15 protein-coding genes are annotated in these 15,904 nt (G+C 66.0%); all 15 read left to right on the top strand.

The genetic code is table 11. From position 1 onward, the window contains the following. The first annotated feature begins 1 nt into the window (after position 1). The 15 genes from WJU27_RS15300 (at position 2) to ptsP (ending at position 15,903) form a co-directional block, all read left to right on the top strand. Positions 2-952 carry an NAD(P)-dependent oxidoreductase gene (locus tag WJU27_RS15300; RefSeq protein WP_341422624.1) on the top strand — a complete coding sequence of 317 codons (951 nt, stop codon included), beginning with the start codon at positions 2-4 and terminating at the stop codon, positions 950-952. Beyond that, positions 949-1,653: an acylneuraminate cytidylyltransferase family protein gene (locus WJU27_RS15295; protein ID WP_341422623.1), complete on the top strand. Its 705-nt coding sequence runs from the start codon at positions 949-951 to the stop codon at positions 1,651-1,653. The genes WJU27_RS15300 and WJU27_RS15295 overlap by 4 nt, the downstream gene beginning before the upstream one ends. Further along, positions 1,650-2,495, top strand: coding sequence for a class I SAM-dependent methyltransferase (locus WJU27_RS15290; protein WP_341422622.1), 846 nt, complete (start codon positions 1,650-1,652; stop codon positions 2,493-2,495). Before WJU27_RS15295 ends, WJU27_RS15290 begins: the two co-directional genes overlap by 4 nt. 142 nt (positions 2,496-2,637) lie before the next feature. Further along, positions 2,638-3,981, top strand: a complete 1,344-nt coding sequence (locus WJU27_RS15285; protein ID WP_341422621.1) for a hypothetical protein — start codon at positions 2,638-2,640, stop codon at positions 3,979-3,981. After that, a complete protein-coding gene (locus tag WJU27_RS15280) occupies positions 3,978-5,444 on the top strand; it encodes a lipopolysaccharide biosynthesis protein (RefSeq protein WP_341422620.1) in 1,467 nt (488 codons plus the stop codon). Before WJU27_RS15285 ends, WJU27_RS15280 begins: the two co-directional genes overlap by 4 nt. Before the next feature lie 16 nt (positions 5,445-5,460). After that, positions 5,461-6,618: a polysaccharide pyruvyl transferase family protein gene (locus tag WJU27_RS15275; protein ID WP_341422619.1), complete on the top strand. Its 1,158-nt coding sequence runs from the start codon at positions 5,461-5,463 to the stop codon at positions 6,616-6,618. A gap of 28 nt (positions 6,619-6,646) precedes the next feature. Further along, positions 6,647-7,783 (top strand): glycosyltransferase family 4 protein, encoded by a 1,137-nt coding sequence (locus tag WJU27_RS15270; RefSeq protein ID WP_341422618.1) that lies wholly within the window; start codon positions 6,647-6,649, stop codon positions 7,781-7,783. After that, positions 7,780-8,712 (top strand): glycosyltransferase, encoded by a 933-nt coding sequence (locus WJU27_RS15265; RefSeq protein ID WP_341422617.1) that lies wholly within the window; start codon positions 7,780-7,782, stop codon positions 8,710-8,712. Before WJU27_RS15270 ends, WJU27_RS15265 begins: the two co-directional genes overlap by 4 nt. A 30-nt stretch (positions 8,713-8,742) precedes the next feature. Then, positions 8,743-9,726 (top strand): NAD-dependent epimerase/dehydratase family protein, encoded by a 984-nt coding sequence (locus WJU27_RS15260; RefSeq protein ID WP_341422616.1) that lies wholly within the window; start codon positions 8,743-8,745, stop codon positions 9,724-9,726. Further along, the gene (locus WJU27_RS15255) at positions 9,727-10,713 is read left to right on the top strand and encodes an MraY family glycosyltransferase (protein WP_341422615.1); all 987 of its coding nucleotides are present in this window, start codon (positions 9,727-9,729) and stop codon (positions 10,711-10,713) included. Continuing rightward, complete coding sequence (locus tag WJU27_RS15250; RefSeq protein WP_341422614.1) at positions 10,710-12,599, top strand: polysaccharide biosynthesis protein; 1,890 nt, start codon at positions 10,710-10,712, stop codon at positions 12,597-12,599. Before WJU27_RS15255 ends, WJU27_RS15250 begins: the two co-directional genes overlap by 4 nt. After that, a complete protein-coding gene (locus tag WJU27_RS15245) occupies positions 12,596-13,411 on the top strand; it encodes a symmetrical bis(5'-nucleosyl)-tetraphosphatase (RefSeq protein WP_341422613.1) in 816 nt (271 codons plus the stop codon). The genes WJU27_RS15250 and WJU27_RS15245 overlap by 4 nt, the downstream gene beginning before the upstream one ends. A gap of 79 nt (positions 13,412-13,490) precedes the next feature. After that, positions 13,491-13,898 (top strand): PTS sugar transporter subunit IIA, encoded by a 408-nt coding sequence (locus WJU27_RS15240; protein ID WP_019915689.1) that lies wholly within the window; start codon positions 13,491-13,493, stop codon positions 13,896-13,898. After that, positions 13,885-14,154 carry an HPr family phosphocarrier protein gene (locus WJU27_RS15235; protein WP_020163084.1) on the top strand — a complete coding sequence of 90 codons (270 nt, stop codon included), beginning with the start codon at positions 13,885-13,887 and terminating at the stop codon, positions 14,152-14,154. Before WJU27_RS15240 ends, WJU27_RS15235 begins: the two co-directional genes overlap by 14 nt. Then, the gene (ptsP, locus tag WJU27_RS15230) at positions 14,155-15,903 is read left to right on the top strand and encodes a phosphoenolpyruvate--protein phosphotransferase (protein ID WP_020163085.1); all 1,749 of its coding nucleotides are present in this window, start codon (positions 14,155-14,157) and stop codon (positions 15,901-15,903) included. Position 15,904 lies beyond the last annotated feature (1 nt).

The raw sequence follows: 15,904 nt of genomic DNA, 5'->3' as shown, positions 1-15,904 counted from the left end.
CATGGCCGTTCTCCTGTTAGAACCTGCCGGTTACAGCCCGCGCGCCGTTACGACCTACGGTCAGCTGGGAGAGGTGTGGCATGGCGAGGTACCACCGGGGCGCGAAACGGAGGTCGCGATTCTGGTGATTCGTCTCGCGCACCACGTCGATGGAAAGATGCTCGATCGCTTTCCGCATCTGCGCTGCCTTGCGACCCCGACGACCGGGCTGACGCATGTCGATGTCGAGGCTTGCCGAGTACGCGGCGTCGAGGTGGTGTCGCTGCGTGACTGCCGCGAGGCGATCGATGGCGTTACCTCAACGTCCGAACTGGCGCTGGGACTCATCATCGCGCTGCTTCGTCACGTTCCTGCTTCCCATGCGGATGTGATATCCGCCGGAAGGTGGGACCGCGACCGCTTCCGCTCGCGCCAGTTAAGCCGGCTGTCACTCGGCCTGGTCGGGCTCGGGCGGATCGGCGGACACGTTGCCGGCTATGCGCGTGCGCTGGGCATGCGGGTGGCCGCTTTCGACCCTTTCCAGCCCGAGCGGCGCTTTTCGTCACTAGAGGTGGTGCGGGTCAACGAACTGCCATCACTCGCAGCGCGCAGTGACATCCTGTCGGTCCATGCTGCCTTGCGCGACGACAACGTGAACCTGGTTGGTCGCGAAGTGATCGCGGCACTTCCGGCACACGCGTTGCTGATAAACACCGCCCGTGGTGCCTTGATCGACGAAACGGCCGCCGTTGCCGCGCTGCGCGCCGGACGACTCGGCGGTATCGCGGCCGATGTGCTGACGGAAGAGCACTCCGGTCGAGGACTGGACGGCTCTCCCCTGCTGACCGCTGCCAGAGACGGGCTGAACGTCATCCTGACGCCGCATATTGGCGGATGTACCGTGGACGCGATGCACATCACCGAAGAATGCGTGGCCGAACGCGTCGTGGAACGCCTGCGGAGAGGGTCATGAGTACGCCTCACGTCCTGGGCCTGCTGCCGGCGCGCGGTGGTTCGAAGGGCATCCCGGGCAAGAATCTGCGACCACTGGGCGGCCGTCCTCTGCTGCACTGGGCCGCCTCGGCGCTGGTCGACGCGCATTCCGTGAATCGACGCATCTGCAGTACCGATGATGCAGCCATCTCGGCAGCGGCACGCGACGCAGGGCTGGAGGTGCCCTGGCTGCGTCCGCCGGAATTGGCAGCCGACAGCACCTTGGTCGTCGATGTGATACGCCATGTGCTGGATACGCTCGAACAGTCGGGGGAACCGCCTTTCAGCCACGTTGTGCTGGTCCAGGCGACCAGCCCGACAGTCACCGCGACCGACATCGACGGTGCGCTGGCGCTGGCGATCGGACAGGATGCAGACACGGTCATTTCCGGCTTTGCCGCCGGGCAGCGGCACCCCGCGACCATGTATACGGTTCGGGAGGACGGAGGTGTCGACTGGCTGTTCGGCAGCTCACAGCGGATGGCGCGGCGCCAGGACCTGCCACCGGTGTTCGTGCGCACTGGGCTGGTGTATGTGATGAAGGCGACGCTGGTACGCGAGCGGGGCACCATCTACGGTGATCGCATCCTGTCGTGGCAGGTTCCTGAGCACCGCGCGCTGACCATAGATGAAGAGGCGGATTTCCGGCTTGCCGAATACATGATGAAGGAGTGTCCATGAAAGACCCCGCGGGCGACGGCCGCAGCTTCGACCAGAACTGGCGTACCACCGCCGAGGCTCATTACCTGCACTGGACGCGCAGCGAACCGGCCAATCAGATCCAGCTTGCCTTCCGCAACCACTGGCACACATTCAACGAACTGATCGGCGATGCGTCGGGTCGGCGCCGCGTGCTCGAGGTCGGCTGCGGACGCGGCTCGCTGAGCGCGTACTTCGCTGATGCCGGATGGGACTGCACGCTGCTCGACCTCTCGCCGGCGGCGATCGAAGTCGCACGCGGCGCTTTTGCCGCCCACGACCTGGCGGCCCGGTTCGACGTCGGCGATTGTCTCGACCTGCCGTACGCCGACAGCAGTTTCGATCTTTGCTTCTCGATTGGCCTGCTCGAACATTTCGTCGACATCGATCGCGTGATCGAGGAGCAGGTGCGGGTTCTCGACAGCGGCGGCCTGTTCATCGGTTACGTCGTTCCGCACCTTCCGGAGAACGTGCAGAAGGATTTCGGCTGGATCTGTGACCTGCTCAAGTCGCTGGTTCCGCCGGCCAGTCAGATTGCCAAGACCGAGGTCTACCGCTCAGACGCGCTGTCGCCGCCCTATCTCGCCGCCATGGGGCGGGCCGGCCTGCAATCGGTCGGCGCCGCCGGTACCTATCCGCTGCCGATGATCAGTCACTCGATCGATTTCCCGTTCTCGCTGTTGCCGCCCGCCGCCGAGGCGGTGCTGGTGCAGCATTTCACCCGACTGCTGGAACAACGTCGCCAGCAGTCGGACGGTCGCAATCCGTGGTTGTGCCAGGAAGGCTACGGCCAGGCCTTTCTCGTCTGGGGGCGTAAACCTTGATCGGAACGGTTGGCGGTGTCGCAGGCCGCGTGTCCTGCCCTGGCCGCAGCGGCGTGATGCGACGCTCCCGCCGGGGGCGGATTATCAAGGCCTGGGCCCGTTTCGAGCGCCGGCTTTCCGGCCTCGCCAGCAGGCCTGATGCATGGCGGCCGGATGGCGGTTCACGGAGTTCCGGCGCTTGAGCGTTTCATGCGGGCCGGCCGTCATTGCCGGCACCCTCATCAACTACCAGGCCGCCGAACCCGTGCTGCGACGTCTTGCCGAGGCGGCCGTCACCAGTACGCTGTTCCTGCCCGGTCGCTACCACGACTTCGTGCGAGCACGGTGGGCGAGCATGGATGGCCTGCACCTCCGTCCACACGAGGTGCTCAGCGCAGCCGCCCCTCTGGCGCGACTGGTGCATCACGTTCTCGAGCCAATGCTGGCCGGGCCGGCCTTTTCCGATACCTACCGTTTCCGCGAATGGCCCCGCCTCGCCGCGCATTCCGCAGCGGCGCGCGCGCTGCTCGCGGCGCGCGCCGCTCTTCCCGGCATGCCGCGCGGTGCCATCAATGCGGCCCTGCAGCGGGCAGTCCACCCGTTGTTGCCGCGCGGTGTACTTCCGGAGGGCGGGCCGGTGCTGGCGGTGACCCGGTCGGACGTGCGCCACCTGCTGTGCGCGGGCGGACTGGACGTGGTGTCTCTTATGGAAAGCTGGGATCACCCTCCCAAGGCGCCCATGGGCTATCAGTCACGTACCGCCTTCGTCTGGAATGCAGCGACACGCGAAGACTGGGTTGAATTCCAGGGAGGCGAGGATGTGCGCGTTGCCTATCCGTTCAAGCTGCGCTACGCGCTCGAGAATCCGGTGCAGTCCTCTGAGGGGGATCTGGTCCTGTACCCGGCGACCTTCAGTGCGCGCTCGGACCCGGCCTTCTTCTCGGCCGAGCTGACGCTGCTGGACCATCTATGTCGTGCGGCCCGCACGGCGGGCATGCGCCTGCTGGTCAAGCCCAAGCCGAACGGACTCGAGGGAGAGTTCGCTTCGCTGCTCGCCCGTCATCCGGGCGTGGAACTGGCGCCGTACAAGGACAACGACGGCAGCACGGGTTACTTCCTGGACGAGGCGTACAACCGTCAGCGGCTCGATCTGCTGGCGCGGTGTGCCCTGGTGGTGAACCTCGGTACGACTTTCGCGCTCGATGCCGCCGCTGCGGGCGTCCCCGTGCTTCAGTTGCGGCTGGATGACGCCCCCAGATTTCCGCTGCTCAGCCAGGCCGACCGCTGGGTGCATCTGCAGCGTCATTTTCTGTCCCGGCCCGATCTGCTGTGCCGGATCGGTGAGGGTGACGACGTCGACGCGCGGCTTGCCGACGGACTGTCTGGCGAGGGACATCGAGCGAGGGCCTTCTCCGACCACCTGCGTGGATGGCTGTCCGGCGCGGGTGGGGCCAGTCGTGCGATCGACGACATCGCCGCCCGCCTGCTGCAGGGGGGGCGACCGTGAGTGATGCGCCGGACGTCACCGTGCGTCTGACGGTGCAGCGGGTCATGCGCAACAGCTTCGTCTACGTGTTTGCCAGCGTAGCTTCCAACCTGTATGTGCTGCTGACCATACCACTGCTTTCATCGCGTCTAGCGCCCGAGCAATGGGGTCTGTACACCGTGTTCGTACAGATTGGCGCCATGGTGCAGGTACTCGGCGTAACGGCGTTTTCTCAGGCTGTTCTTCGTCAGTATGGCGGCGCGCCGGAGGCGGAGAGGCCCGCCATCGTGTGGAGCAACATAGCTGGCCTGCTGGCGGTGCAGACCGTGCTGGTGCTGGTGCTCTATCTTGCTCACCGACAGATCCTCCCGCGCGTGTTCGGCAATGTCGGTGAAGGACTGGAAGCGGTCATCGGGCCGGCGTGCCTGTGGTGGCATCTGGCAGGTGTACGCAACTTCCTGCTCACGTTGACGAAGAGCCGCGAGGCGCCCGCAGGCGTGCTCGGACTGACCGGCCTGTACGGCCTGCTGATGCTGCCGGGACTGTACGGGGTGGTGGTGGTGTATGGAGGCGGACTGCGTGAGGTGCTGCAGGTGTGCGCGTTCGCAGAAGTCGCGACGGTCGCCGTCAACCTCGCGATGCTTGCCCGAACGTATAGGCCGCAGTGGGCGCCTTCGGCGTTGAAAGCCTCCCTGCAGTTCTCCTGGCCACTCGTCCCGGGTGCGCTGTTCACAATGCTGTTCCTGAATCTCGACCGCATCGTGCTCAGTCACTCGGTCGGGCTGAAGACGCAGGGCGATTACGCTCTGGGCGCCATGGTGGGTGGCACCATGGCGCTTGTCGTGACCGCCTTCTGGTCCTCTTACGCACCGCGTACCGTGGCCCTGCACCAGCGCGAGGGCACCGAGGCGGCGGCCCGAGTGTCGCGACACATGCTCGCTCAAGGCTACGCGCTGCTGGCGTCCGCAGTGATGGTTTTCGCCTTGCTTGCCTGGCCGCTGTTTAACTTCGGACTGCAACGTGTCGATGCCTGGGCGGTTTCTACCATCGCCATAGGAGTCGGTGTCGGCCACTTCGGTCGTTTCATCGTGCTGCAACCGCAGCATGGTCTCTATCTGAGCAACCGGACACGCCTTTACACCCTGGTCAATGCGACGCTCGTGACGATCTGTGCGTGCGTTGCCGTCACAGCTCTGGATCTCGGAGGGCCGGTGGCCCTGTCCTTCAGCACGGTGACCGCGTCGCTGCTGCTGGCGTTTCCCCTCAGCCGTCTTGTACGACGGATCTATCCGCATCGCTGGCCCGCGGACGCGCTGCGCGATGCGCTGCTGGCGGTGGTGATGGTGGTCGGGCTTGCGGTGGCGGCCCCGCGCGCGCAGGGCGTTGTTTCCGGTGCGCTATACGGTGTGGCGGTACTGGCCATGCTGGCGTACCTGCTCCGTGCAGGACGCCGTTTTCGCCGCTCCATCCTGACGAACGATTGAGGAGGACCGAAAGGCGATGAAGGGTACTGATACCGGTCCGTCCATTCTGGTGTCTGGTCCGTACGGTGGACTCAACCTCGGCGACGATGCGATCGCACGGGTGATCTCCGACGAACTGGCCACGCGTGGTGCGCGCGTCACGCTGGCCGCGCTAGATCCGCAGGCGGCACGGGACATTCATCCGCAGGCGAGTACCGTGGAGCGGCTCAATCTCCGGCGAGGGAGGTTGTCCATGCTGTCGGCGATACGGCGTACGGACTGCGTGGTGATCGGAGGAGGCGAGCAGTTCCAGGAGCCCCGTCTGCCCAATCCGGTCTGGGGCCATCTGGCGACCAATCTGCAGATCTGCGCGGCGGCGCGCGCTTTCGGGCGTCCGTTCGCAACGCTGGGTGTGGGTGTGGACGCAGGCCTGTCCCGTGCAGGCCGGCGTGCCATGGCCTGGATGCTCGGGCGCAGCCTGTTCACGGGCGTCCGCGACAGCGATTCCTTCGGCCGACTGTCAGCGCTCGGCGTGCAGTCCCCGCCTCTCTTTCTGGGGGCCGATCCGGCCTTCCTGATCCGCATGCCGGAGAAGGACCGCGCGCGCAGCTGGGTTCAGGGTCAGTTGCCGAAACTGTCCGGCAAGCCGCTGGTGACCGTGTTCGCGGCACATGACAAGATCGTGGATGCGCGCTATCTGAAGATTCTTGCGCAGGCTGTCGCGGGCTTGCAGGCTGATGGTGTCCAGGTCGTCTATGCGGTATCCGACCTGCAGCCGGGTTACGACCTTGCCCTCCGTGACGGCGCGCTGCTGCCTGTTCCGGATGGTGCGGTCTGGTGGCCGCCGGGCAAGGGCGGTATCGACGGAGTGCTGACGCTGGTCGCGGCGTCCGACTGCATCATCAGCGCGCGCATGCACCCGCTGATTTTCGCGCTCGCCGGGAAAACGCCCTTCGTCTGCCTGTCGCGCAGCGCAAAGATGGATGCATTGATGGACATGGTCGGGGCGGCCTCCTCGATGGCTTTGGCTTCGCTCGACGCCACGGACCTGCAGAAGGCCGCTCGCGCGGCGCTGAACGTCGGGGCGCAAGGCTTCCATGAAGGGCTGACCGCGGCGGTAGATACGCTGAAGCGGCGCGCGGCCCGGCAGTTTGACGTACTGATGGACGACCTGGCGAAGAGGGCGGGCAGATGATCGTGAATCGCGGCGGAATGACGGATCGATGAGGATAGGGATTGATGCCACCGGGCTCGGGGCGACCAAGACGGGTACCGTCGTCTATCTCATCGAGATTATCGATGTATGGCGCCGCGATGCCTCGCTCGATCATCGCTTCATCGTCTTCGTCGCGCCGAAGTCCCGGGGCCTGTTCGCCGCATTCACCGGGGACCCCCGTTTCGAGTTCGTTCTCGCCCCTGACCGGCGGCCGCTGCGTATCGTCTGGCAACAGCTCGTGCTGCCCTGGCTTCTGGTATCGCGACGCATCGACGTGCACTGGGGTACCGGCTTCGTGCTGCCGCTCCTTGCGACCAGGCCGATGGCGGTCACCATCCATGACCTCACCTTCCAGCTGTTCCCGGCAGTGCACGAGTGGAGCAAGCGCTACTACTTCCCGCTCATGATCCGCGCCTCGATAGCGCGTGCCCGCAAAGTGTTTGCCGTCTCGTGCGCGACCTTCGACGACGTGTGCGGCCTGTTCCCGGCGGCCCGCGGCAAGACGGTGGTAACACTGCTCGCCGCTCGCCGGATGGACGCGGGCGGACAGGCAAGCGCCGCTCAGCTCCCTCCCGAGGCCGACCGGCCCTACGTGCTGTTCGTCGGTACGCTGGAACCGCGCAAGAACCTGCGACGTCTTCTCGATGCATGGACTTCCCTGGCCCCGGATGTGCGGGCGATGCACCGGCTGCTGGTCGTCGGAGTGAAGGGCTGGATGGTGGATGAGCTCGTGCGCAGCGTGGAGGACGATTCGGTACGCTTCCTCGGTTCGGTCAGCGATGCGGTGCTCGACAGCTTGTTGCGTCATGCGCGCTGCTTCGCCTATCCATCCCTGTACGAGGGTTTCGGACTGCCCGTGCTCGAAGCGATGGCGGTGGGCATTCCCGTATTGACGAGTAGGGTCGGGGCGACGCGGGAGGTCGCGGCAGATGCCGCAGTCCTGATCGATCCGACTGACACCGGATCGATAGCCGAGGGCCTGTTGCGTCTGCTTGTCGACGCGCCACTGCGAGAAACGCTGGCGCTGCGCGGACGCAGACGCTCGGAGGATTTCTCCTGGGTACGCACGGCGGATCTGACCTTGCACGCCCTGCTCGACCTTCGACCGGTTGCGTCGACGCCTGCGCGGAGTGTGCGTTCATGAGCCGGGTCGCCGTCTGTCTGGCCGCCTTCAATGGCATGTCCTGGCTGCCGGAACAGGTCGACTCGATCCTGCATCAGCGCGGTGTCACCGTCGATCTGTTCATCAGCGTCGATCGGTCTAGCGATGGAACCGAAGAGTGGTGTGAAACCTTGGCGGCGAGCGATGGTCGAGTCCATGTCCTGCCGTCGGGCCGGGTGTTTGGCGGCGCGGCCCCGAACTTCTTCCGCCTGATTCTGGAGGCACCAATCGAGCAGGCCGACTTTGTCGCTCTGGCCGATCAGGACGACATCTGGTTCGAGGACAAGCTGGCCCGGGCGGTCGGCGTGATTCAGAAGGAAGGCGCTGACGCATACTCCGGTGACGTTATCGCGATGTGGGCGTCCGGGCAGCGACAGCAGATCCGCAAGTCCCAGGCGCAGCGTGAGAGCGATTTCATCTTCGAATCCGCTGGGCCAGGATGCACCTTCGTGCTGCGCAGCTCGCTCGTACGCGCGTTGCGCGAGGTGTTGCAGCGCCACCGGAGTGATCTCGGTCGGGTCGGGTACCATGACTGGCTGATCTACGCGTTCGCCCGCAGCCGCGGAGCGCGCTGGATCATTGACGACACACCGAAAATGTTCTATCGCCAGCATGCACACAATCTCGTGGGCGTGAATCAGGGCTTCCGGGCCCTTGTCCGCAGGTTGCCCATGTTGTTCAACGGCGAGGCGCTTGCACAGGTGCTGCAGATCATGCGCATCCTCGGACTACAGGCTCATCCCGTGGTGGCTCGCCTCCTCGCAGATCGTCCGGCAGACTGGTTCTGGCTCGCGTTGCGGAGTGGCCAGTGCCGGCGTCGCGCGCGGGATCGCATGGTGTTTGCTGTGTATTGCGTGGTGCAGGGTCTGATGCGGATGACCGGTTTGCGCAGGTTCGCCGTGGAGAGGTAGCTTGGATCCGATAGGAGGGGGAGAGTATACGTGCGCGTGCTGGTGACTGGCGCCACCGGCCTGGTAGGCAGAGCCTTATGTCCGGCGCTGACGGCGGCTGGGCACGAAGTGCTGCGCGCGGTGCGTCGTGACGACGGAATGCCGTCCACCGTGGTGACCGGCGATCTCGGACATGACTGCCGCTGGCTCGACGGCGTCGGCCCCCTCGATGCGATAGTCCATCTGGCTGCGCGGGTGCATCAGATGAAGGAGGCTCCGGAAGAGGCGGAGCGCCTGCATCGGCTGACGAATCTCGAGGGCACGCTTGCGCTGGCCCGTGCAGCCCAGGCTCAAGGAGTGCGACGCTTCGTTTTCATGAGCACCGTGAAGGTGAACGGCGAGGGCGGTGCGCGCCCCTATCGCGGCGACGACATTCCCGCTCCGGCCGATGCTTATGCCCGCTCCAAGGCGGCTGCCGAGGAGGCGCTGTTCGAGTTGTCGCACGAGAGCGGAATGGAGGTCGTAGTCATTCGACCTCCGCTCGTGCACGGGCCGGGAGTGACGGGCAATCTACGCAGTCTCCTGCATTGCCTACGCAGGGGTATTCCGCTGCCACTGGCTTCCGTTGATGGCAACCGGCGTTCCCTTGTGGGCGTGGATAACCTCTCCAGTCTGATCGTACTTTGTCTGCATCATCCCGCAGCCGCGGGGCGCGTCTGGATGGCGGGTGACGGAGAGGACGTGTCCACCGCCGGGCTCATCCGCGCGCTGGCCCGCGTCTTGCAGGTGGCGCCCAGACTGTGGCGTTGTCCGGTGGGACTGCTGCGCCTGGTCGGTGTGCTGAGCGGACGATCGGCTACGGTCGCCCGGCTGTGCGGCGATCTGGTGGTCGATATCGGACCGACTCGCGAACAGCTTGGATGGGTGCCGCCACTGTCTCTGCTCGATGGGCTGAAGTGCTGTGTCGGGAGGTCGGAAGTCGGCCTTGATAAGATGACGGATATTGATGAAGCAGCGCCCCCCGGTGCCTTGTAGATGATTCCGGATTTCCTACTGCCGCTGCCGCTCGCCTTCGTGTTCACTGGAGTGGTGCTGCAGCTGATGCTGACCTATGCAGATCGCTTCCTGCCGGTGGATGCGCCGAACGAGCGGTCGCTGCATAACCGGCCCGTTCCCCGCTTCGGTGGCTTGGCGATGCTGATCGGCAGCGCGCTCGCGCTGTTGCTCGCCCCTGGTTCGCTGGCGCCCTGGCTGTGGCCTGTGGTCGTGCTGGCGCTCGTTTCCCTGCTCGACGATTTCGTATCTTTGTCGGCGCTCCCCCGCTTTGCCGTACATATCCTCACTGCCTCTGCCTTCGCGTGGGGGCAGTCCGTCGCCGCAGTCTGGTTGCCGCTGCTGGTGGTGGTGATCGTCTGGATGACCAATCTGTACAATTTCATGGATGGGTCTGACGGGCTGGCCGGCGGCATGGCGCTCGCTGGCTTCGGCGGCTATGCGGTGCTCGCGTGGTTCGCGGGCGACATGCAGGTGATGGCCGTCTGTGCTGCCGTATGCGGCGCCGCCAGCGCCTTTCTATTGCGCAACCTCCATCCCGCCAGCGTTTTCATGGGAGACGTGGGTTCGATTCCGCTCGGTTTCCTCGCCGCTGGCATCGGCGTGGTGGGCGTGCAGCGAGGGCTTTGGCACTCGGCGATCCCGGTGCTGATGTTCCTGGTGTTTATCGCCGACGCTACGGTCACGCTGCTGCAGCGGCTCCGGCGGGGCGAGAAAGTGTGGCAGGCGCACCGCTCGCACTATTACCAGCGTCTGGTGCGCATGGGCCTCGGGCATGCGCGTACTGCCCGCCTATATTTCTCGATCATGGCGGGCTGCGCGTTGACGGCTGTTGCGATCGAGGTAAGCGCACCGGCATTGGCCGGCGGTGCGTTGGTCGCCTGGTGTCTGGTGCTGACGCTGGCGGGCCGGCAGGTTGACCGACACTGGGTTCGCCACGAAGCTTCGATCCAGGAGGCCGCTTCATGAAAGCCCCGACGTCCCGCGGTCTGATCGTTTTTCTCTGTGACATTGGCTTCGCAGCTTTCGCTTGGTACGCCGCTTTCGCGCTGCGTTTCAACTTTGCGATCCCGCCTGAGTTCTGGCGATCGATGGCGCTCTCGCTGCCATGGATCGTCCTCGTTCAAGCAGCCGTTTTCTACTTTTTTGGCCTGTACCAGGGCATCTGGCGCTTCGCCAGCCTGCCTGACCTGCAGCGGCTGGTGCGGGCGATAGGGGCGGTCGCCGTGCTGGGGCCGGTTGTTGTCTGGCTGCTGCAGGGCAAGGGAATAGTGCCGCGCTCAGTTTACGTGCTGGATCCGATACTGCTGCTGATGTTGATGGGGGGCGGCCGCTTCGCCTACCGCGCTTGGCGCGAGCATCGCGAGTTCGGATCGCTGCTGGCCAAGGGTAAACCGGTGTTTATCCTCGGTGCCGGCGAGGCCGCCGCCAGTCTGCTGCGTGAGCTGGGGCGCTCCGGCCAGTGGCGTGTGGTCGGCCTGCTCGACGACAACGCACGCAAGCACGATCGCACCCTGTACGGACTGCGGGTGCTTGGCGCGATCCGCGATCTCGAGCGCTTCGCACGCGAGTTGAAGGTGTCGTACGCCATCATCGCCATGCCCAACGCGTCGCACGAGGTGCGGCGCGAAGCGGCGAACGCCTGCGTGCGTGCCGGCGTGAAGCCGATGACGGTGCCGTCCTTTGACGACCTGATTAGTGGCAAGGTGGCGGTGGCGTCGGTGCGTGAGGTCGAGGTCGAGGATCTGCTCGGTCGCGATCCGGTCAAGATCGATGCGCCGCGGCTGCGTCAGCTGATCGAGGGACAGATGGTGATGGTCACCGGCGCTGGCGGTTCGATCGGTTCCGAGTTGTGTCGCCAGATCGCACGGTTCTCGCCGTCGGCCATCGTCGCCTTCGAGCGCAGCGAGTTCTTCCTGTACACGCTCGTTGAGGAATTCGCCGAGCTCTTTCCGCACGTGCGCATCGAGCCGGTGATCGGCGATGTGCGCGAGGAGGACCGTCTGCTCGCGGCGATGCAGCGCTTCCGGCCGGTGGTGGTGTTCCACGCGGCGGCCTACAAGCATGTGCCGCTGATGGAGGGCGTCAATGCGGCCGAGGCGATCCGCAACAATGTCGGCGGTACGCTGGCGGCGGCGCGGGCTGCGCAGGCCAGCAGTGTGCCGCGTTTCGTGCTGGTGTCGACCGACAAGGCGGTGAATCCGGTCAACGTGATGGGCGCGACCAAGCGTCTGGCCGAGATGGGCTGCCAGGCGCTGGCTGCGCGCGGCGGCGACACGCTGTTCAGCACGGTGCGCTTCGGCAACGTACTGGGCAGTGCCGGCAGCGTCATCCCGAAGTTCCAGGAACAGATCGCCCGCGGCGGTCCGGTCACCGTGACTCACCCGGACATCATCCGTTACTTCATGTCCATCCCCGAGGCAGCGCAGCTGGTGCTGCAGGCGGCGCTGATGGGCGAGGGTGGGGAGATCTTCGTGCTCGACATGGGCGAACCGGTGCGCATCGCCGACCTGGCGCGCGACATGATCCGCCTGTCCGGTGCGTCGGAATCCGAGGTGAAGATCGAATTCACCGGCCTGCGCCCGGGCGAGAAGTTGTACGAGGAGCTACTGGCCAGCGACGAGACGACGCGCCCCACCCATCACCCCAAGGTGCGCATCGCACGCGCCCGGGCGATCGACGACGCGCTGTGGCTGGGCCGGCTCGAGCGCTGGCTGACCGGTCCCTTGCCGGCCGAGCCCGCCGCCGTCCGCGCCGAGCTGGCGCAGTGGGTGCCGGAGTACGTTCCGCAGGGCGATGGCCCGGCGCCGTCGCCGGCTCCGTCCGATGAGGTTCGCAGCGGAACCGGCACATGAGCACCTGGGCGATCGGCGATCTGCAGGGTTGTTTCGATCCACTCGAAACGCTGCTCGAGCGCTGCGGCTTCGATCGCCGTCGTGACCGGCTGTGGTTTGTCGGCGATCTGGTCAATCGTGGCCCGAAGTCGCTGGAAACCCTGCGCTTCGTGCGCGACCTCGGCGACGCTGCGGTGACCGTGCTCGGCAACCACGACCTGTCGCTGCTGATGATCGCCGCCGGTCACGGCAAGCAGCACCGGCTGGATACCTTCCACCACGTACTCGACGCGCCGGACCGCGACGAGCTGCTGGCCTGGTTGCGCGAGCGGCCGATGATGCACGTCGAGGGCGAATTCGCGATGGTGCATGCGGGCCTGCTGCCGCAGTGGGACGTGGTGCAGGCGATGCTGCTGGCGCGCGAGGTCGAGGACGCGCTGCGCGGGCCGCAGCACGACGAATTCATGCATCGCATGTGGGGCAGCGAACCGGCGGCCTGGAGCGACACGCTGACCGGCTGGGACCGCCTGCGCGTCATCGTCAATGCGCTGACCCGCATGCGCTTCTGTACGCCGGCCGGTCACATGGAGTTCTTCAGCAAGGGGTCGCCGGAGGAGCCTCCGCCCGGACATCTGCCGTGGTTCGACGTCGAGGCCGCGCGCTGGCGCACGCACACCGTGGTGTGCGGTCACTGGTCGGCGCTGGGCTATCGTCGCGCTGCCAATCTGATCGCGCTGGACTCGGGTTGCCTGTGGGGCGGCGAGCTCACCGCGGTGCGGCTGGAAGACCACGCCGTGGTGCAGGTGCCTTGCGAGCGCTGCGCTCGCTTCTGATCTGCGCGGTCGGCCGTGCCGGTATCCCGGTTCAAGCCGGTTGCAGCGCTTAGAATGCCGCCAAGGGAGAATTCAAACGATGATCGGCCTGTTTCTGATTACGCACAGCAGCTACGGCGAGTCGCTGATCCAGTGCGCCTGCCACGTGCTCAACACACGGCCGGCGCAGATCGCGCAGCTCGGCGTGTCCGGGCAGGACGATCCGCTGGACCTGCTGCCGCTGGCGCGGCGGATGATGTCCGTCGTCGACAGCGGTGAAGGTGTGCTGCTGCTGACCGACATCTTCGGTGCCACGCCGTCCAATCTGGCACTCAAGCTGTGCGTGCCGGACAAGGTCGAGGCGGTGTCCGGCGTCAATCTGCCCATGCTGCTGCGCACGCTGACCTATCGCGAGCGCGAAACGCTGCATGGGCTGGTCAACAAGGCGGTCAGCGGTGGCCGCGACGGAGTGATGGCGATGAAGGTGGGGCGCGATGCCAAGACGTGAGATCGAAATCACCAACAAGCTGGGCCTGCACGCGCGCGCCTCGGCCAAGCTGACCCAGATCGCGAGCCGTCACGGTTGCGAGGTCTGGCTGGAGCGCAACGGTCGCCGCATTAATGCGAAGAGCATCATGGGCGTCATGATGCTGGCGGCCGCCAAAGGCTCGGTCATCATCATCGAGACCGAAGGCGCCGACGCCGACGCTGCCATGACTGCACTGGTCGCGCTGATCGAGGACAAGTTCGGCGAGGGCGAGTAAGTGACCTTCACGCTGCACGGCCTCGCCGTTTCCGGCGGCATCGCGATCGGCCATGCCTATCTGGTGTCGCACGCGACGCTCGAGGTGGCCCACTATTCGCTGCCGCCGCGCAAGGTCGATGACGAAGTCGTCCGGCTCGGCCGCGCCTTCGACGCCGTGCGTGGCGAACTGGCCGAGCTGCGCAGCGGCCTGCTGAACGACGGTACCGAGGCGCGCGGCGAACTGCTCGCTTTCGTCGACCTGCACAGCATGATTCTCGACGATCCGCTGCTGCTCGACGAGGCCGGCGAGTACATCCGCAGCCGTCGCTGCAATGCCGAGTGGGCGATCAAGCGGCAGATGGACCGCCTGGTCGAGCAGTTCGAACAGATCGACGACGCCTACCTGCGCAGCCGCAGCGCCGACGTGGTGCAGGTGGTCGAGCGCGTGATCAAGGCGCTGGCCGGCAAGCGCAATCGCGTCAGTACCCGCCGTCGCGACACCGACAGCATCGTTGTCGCACACGATCTGTCGCCGGCCGACACCATACAGTTCAAGGCGCAGCGCATCGCCGCCTTCGTGACCGACCTCGGCGGTGCCACCTCGCACACCGCCATCGTCGCCCGCAGCCTGGCGATCCCGGCGCTGGTCGGCATGCATCAGGCGCGCCGGCTGATCCAGGACGACGACATGCTCATCGTCGACGGCGTGCGCGGCGTGCTCATCATCAATCCGGACGAGCGCATCCTCGACGAGTACCGGCTGCGCGCGCGCGAGATCGAGATCGAGCGCTCGAAGCTGAAGCGACTCACCGGCGCCGTCGCCACCACGCTGGACGGTGAGGCGGTACAGCTGTTCGCCAACATCGAGCTGCCGCAGGACGTCGAACAGGTGCGCGAAGTCGAGGCCGACGGCATCGGCCTGTTCCGCACCGAGTTCATGTTCCTGAACCGCGACGACCTGCCGGACGAGGACGAGCAGTTCGAGGCCTACCGCAGCGTGGTGCAGGCGATGAAGGGCAAGCCGGTCACCATGCGCACGCTGGACATCGGCGCCGACAAGGCGCTGCGCGGCGCCGAGCGCAGCGAAGCCAACCCGGCGCTCGGTCTGCGCGCGATCCGCTACTGCCTGGCCGAGCCGCGCATGTTCGTCACCCAGCTGCGCGCCATCCTGCGCGCCGCGCACTACGGCAAGGTGCGCATCATGCTGCCCATGGTGGCCTTCCAGCACGAGATCGAATCGGCGCTGGCGATGATCGCGCTGGCCAAGCAGCAGCTGCGCGAGGCGAACCGCAGGTACGACGACCGGGTCGAGATCGGCGCCATGGTCGAGATTCCGGCTGCGGCGCTGGCGCTCGGAACGCTGATGAACCACTTCAGCTTCCTGTCCATCGGCACCAATGACCTGATCCAGTACACGCTGGCGATCGACCGTGCCGACGAGGCAGTGGCGCATCTCTACGACCCGCTGCATCCGGCCGTGCTGCGGCTGGTGCAGCAGGTGATCGCGCAGGCCAAGCGCGCTGGCATGCCGGTGGCAGTGTGCGGAGAGATGGCCGGCGAGCCGCAGTTCGCGCGCCTGCTGCTGGGTATGGGTCTGCGCCAGTTCTCGATGCATCCGTCGCAGCTGCTGGAAGTGAAGCGCGAAGTACTGCGCTGCGACTGCGGCGATATCGCGCCGCGCGTGATCAAGCTGCTGCGCTCCGACGACCCGATCCGCATCCGCGAGCAACTCGAGCGCATCAACGCCGGCAGCGGCATCGTGCAGTGAG

This window comes from Methyloversatilis sp. NSM2 (assembly GCF_038066675.1).
Taxonomy (GTDB): domain Bacteria; phylum Pseudomonadota; class Gammaproteobacteria; order Burkholderiales; family Rhodocyclaceae; genus Methyloversatilis; species Methyloversatilis discipulorum_A.
This window is presented reverse-complemented; position numbering and strand designations above follow the sequence as displayed.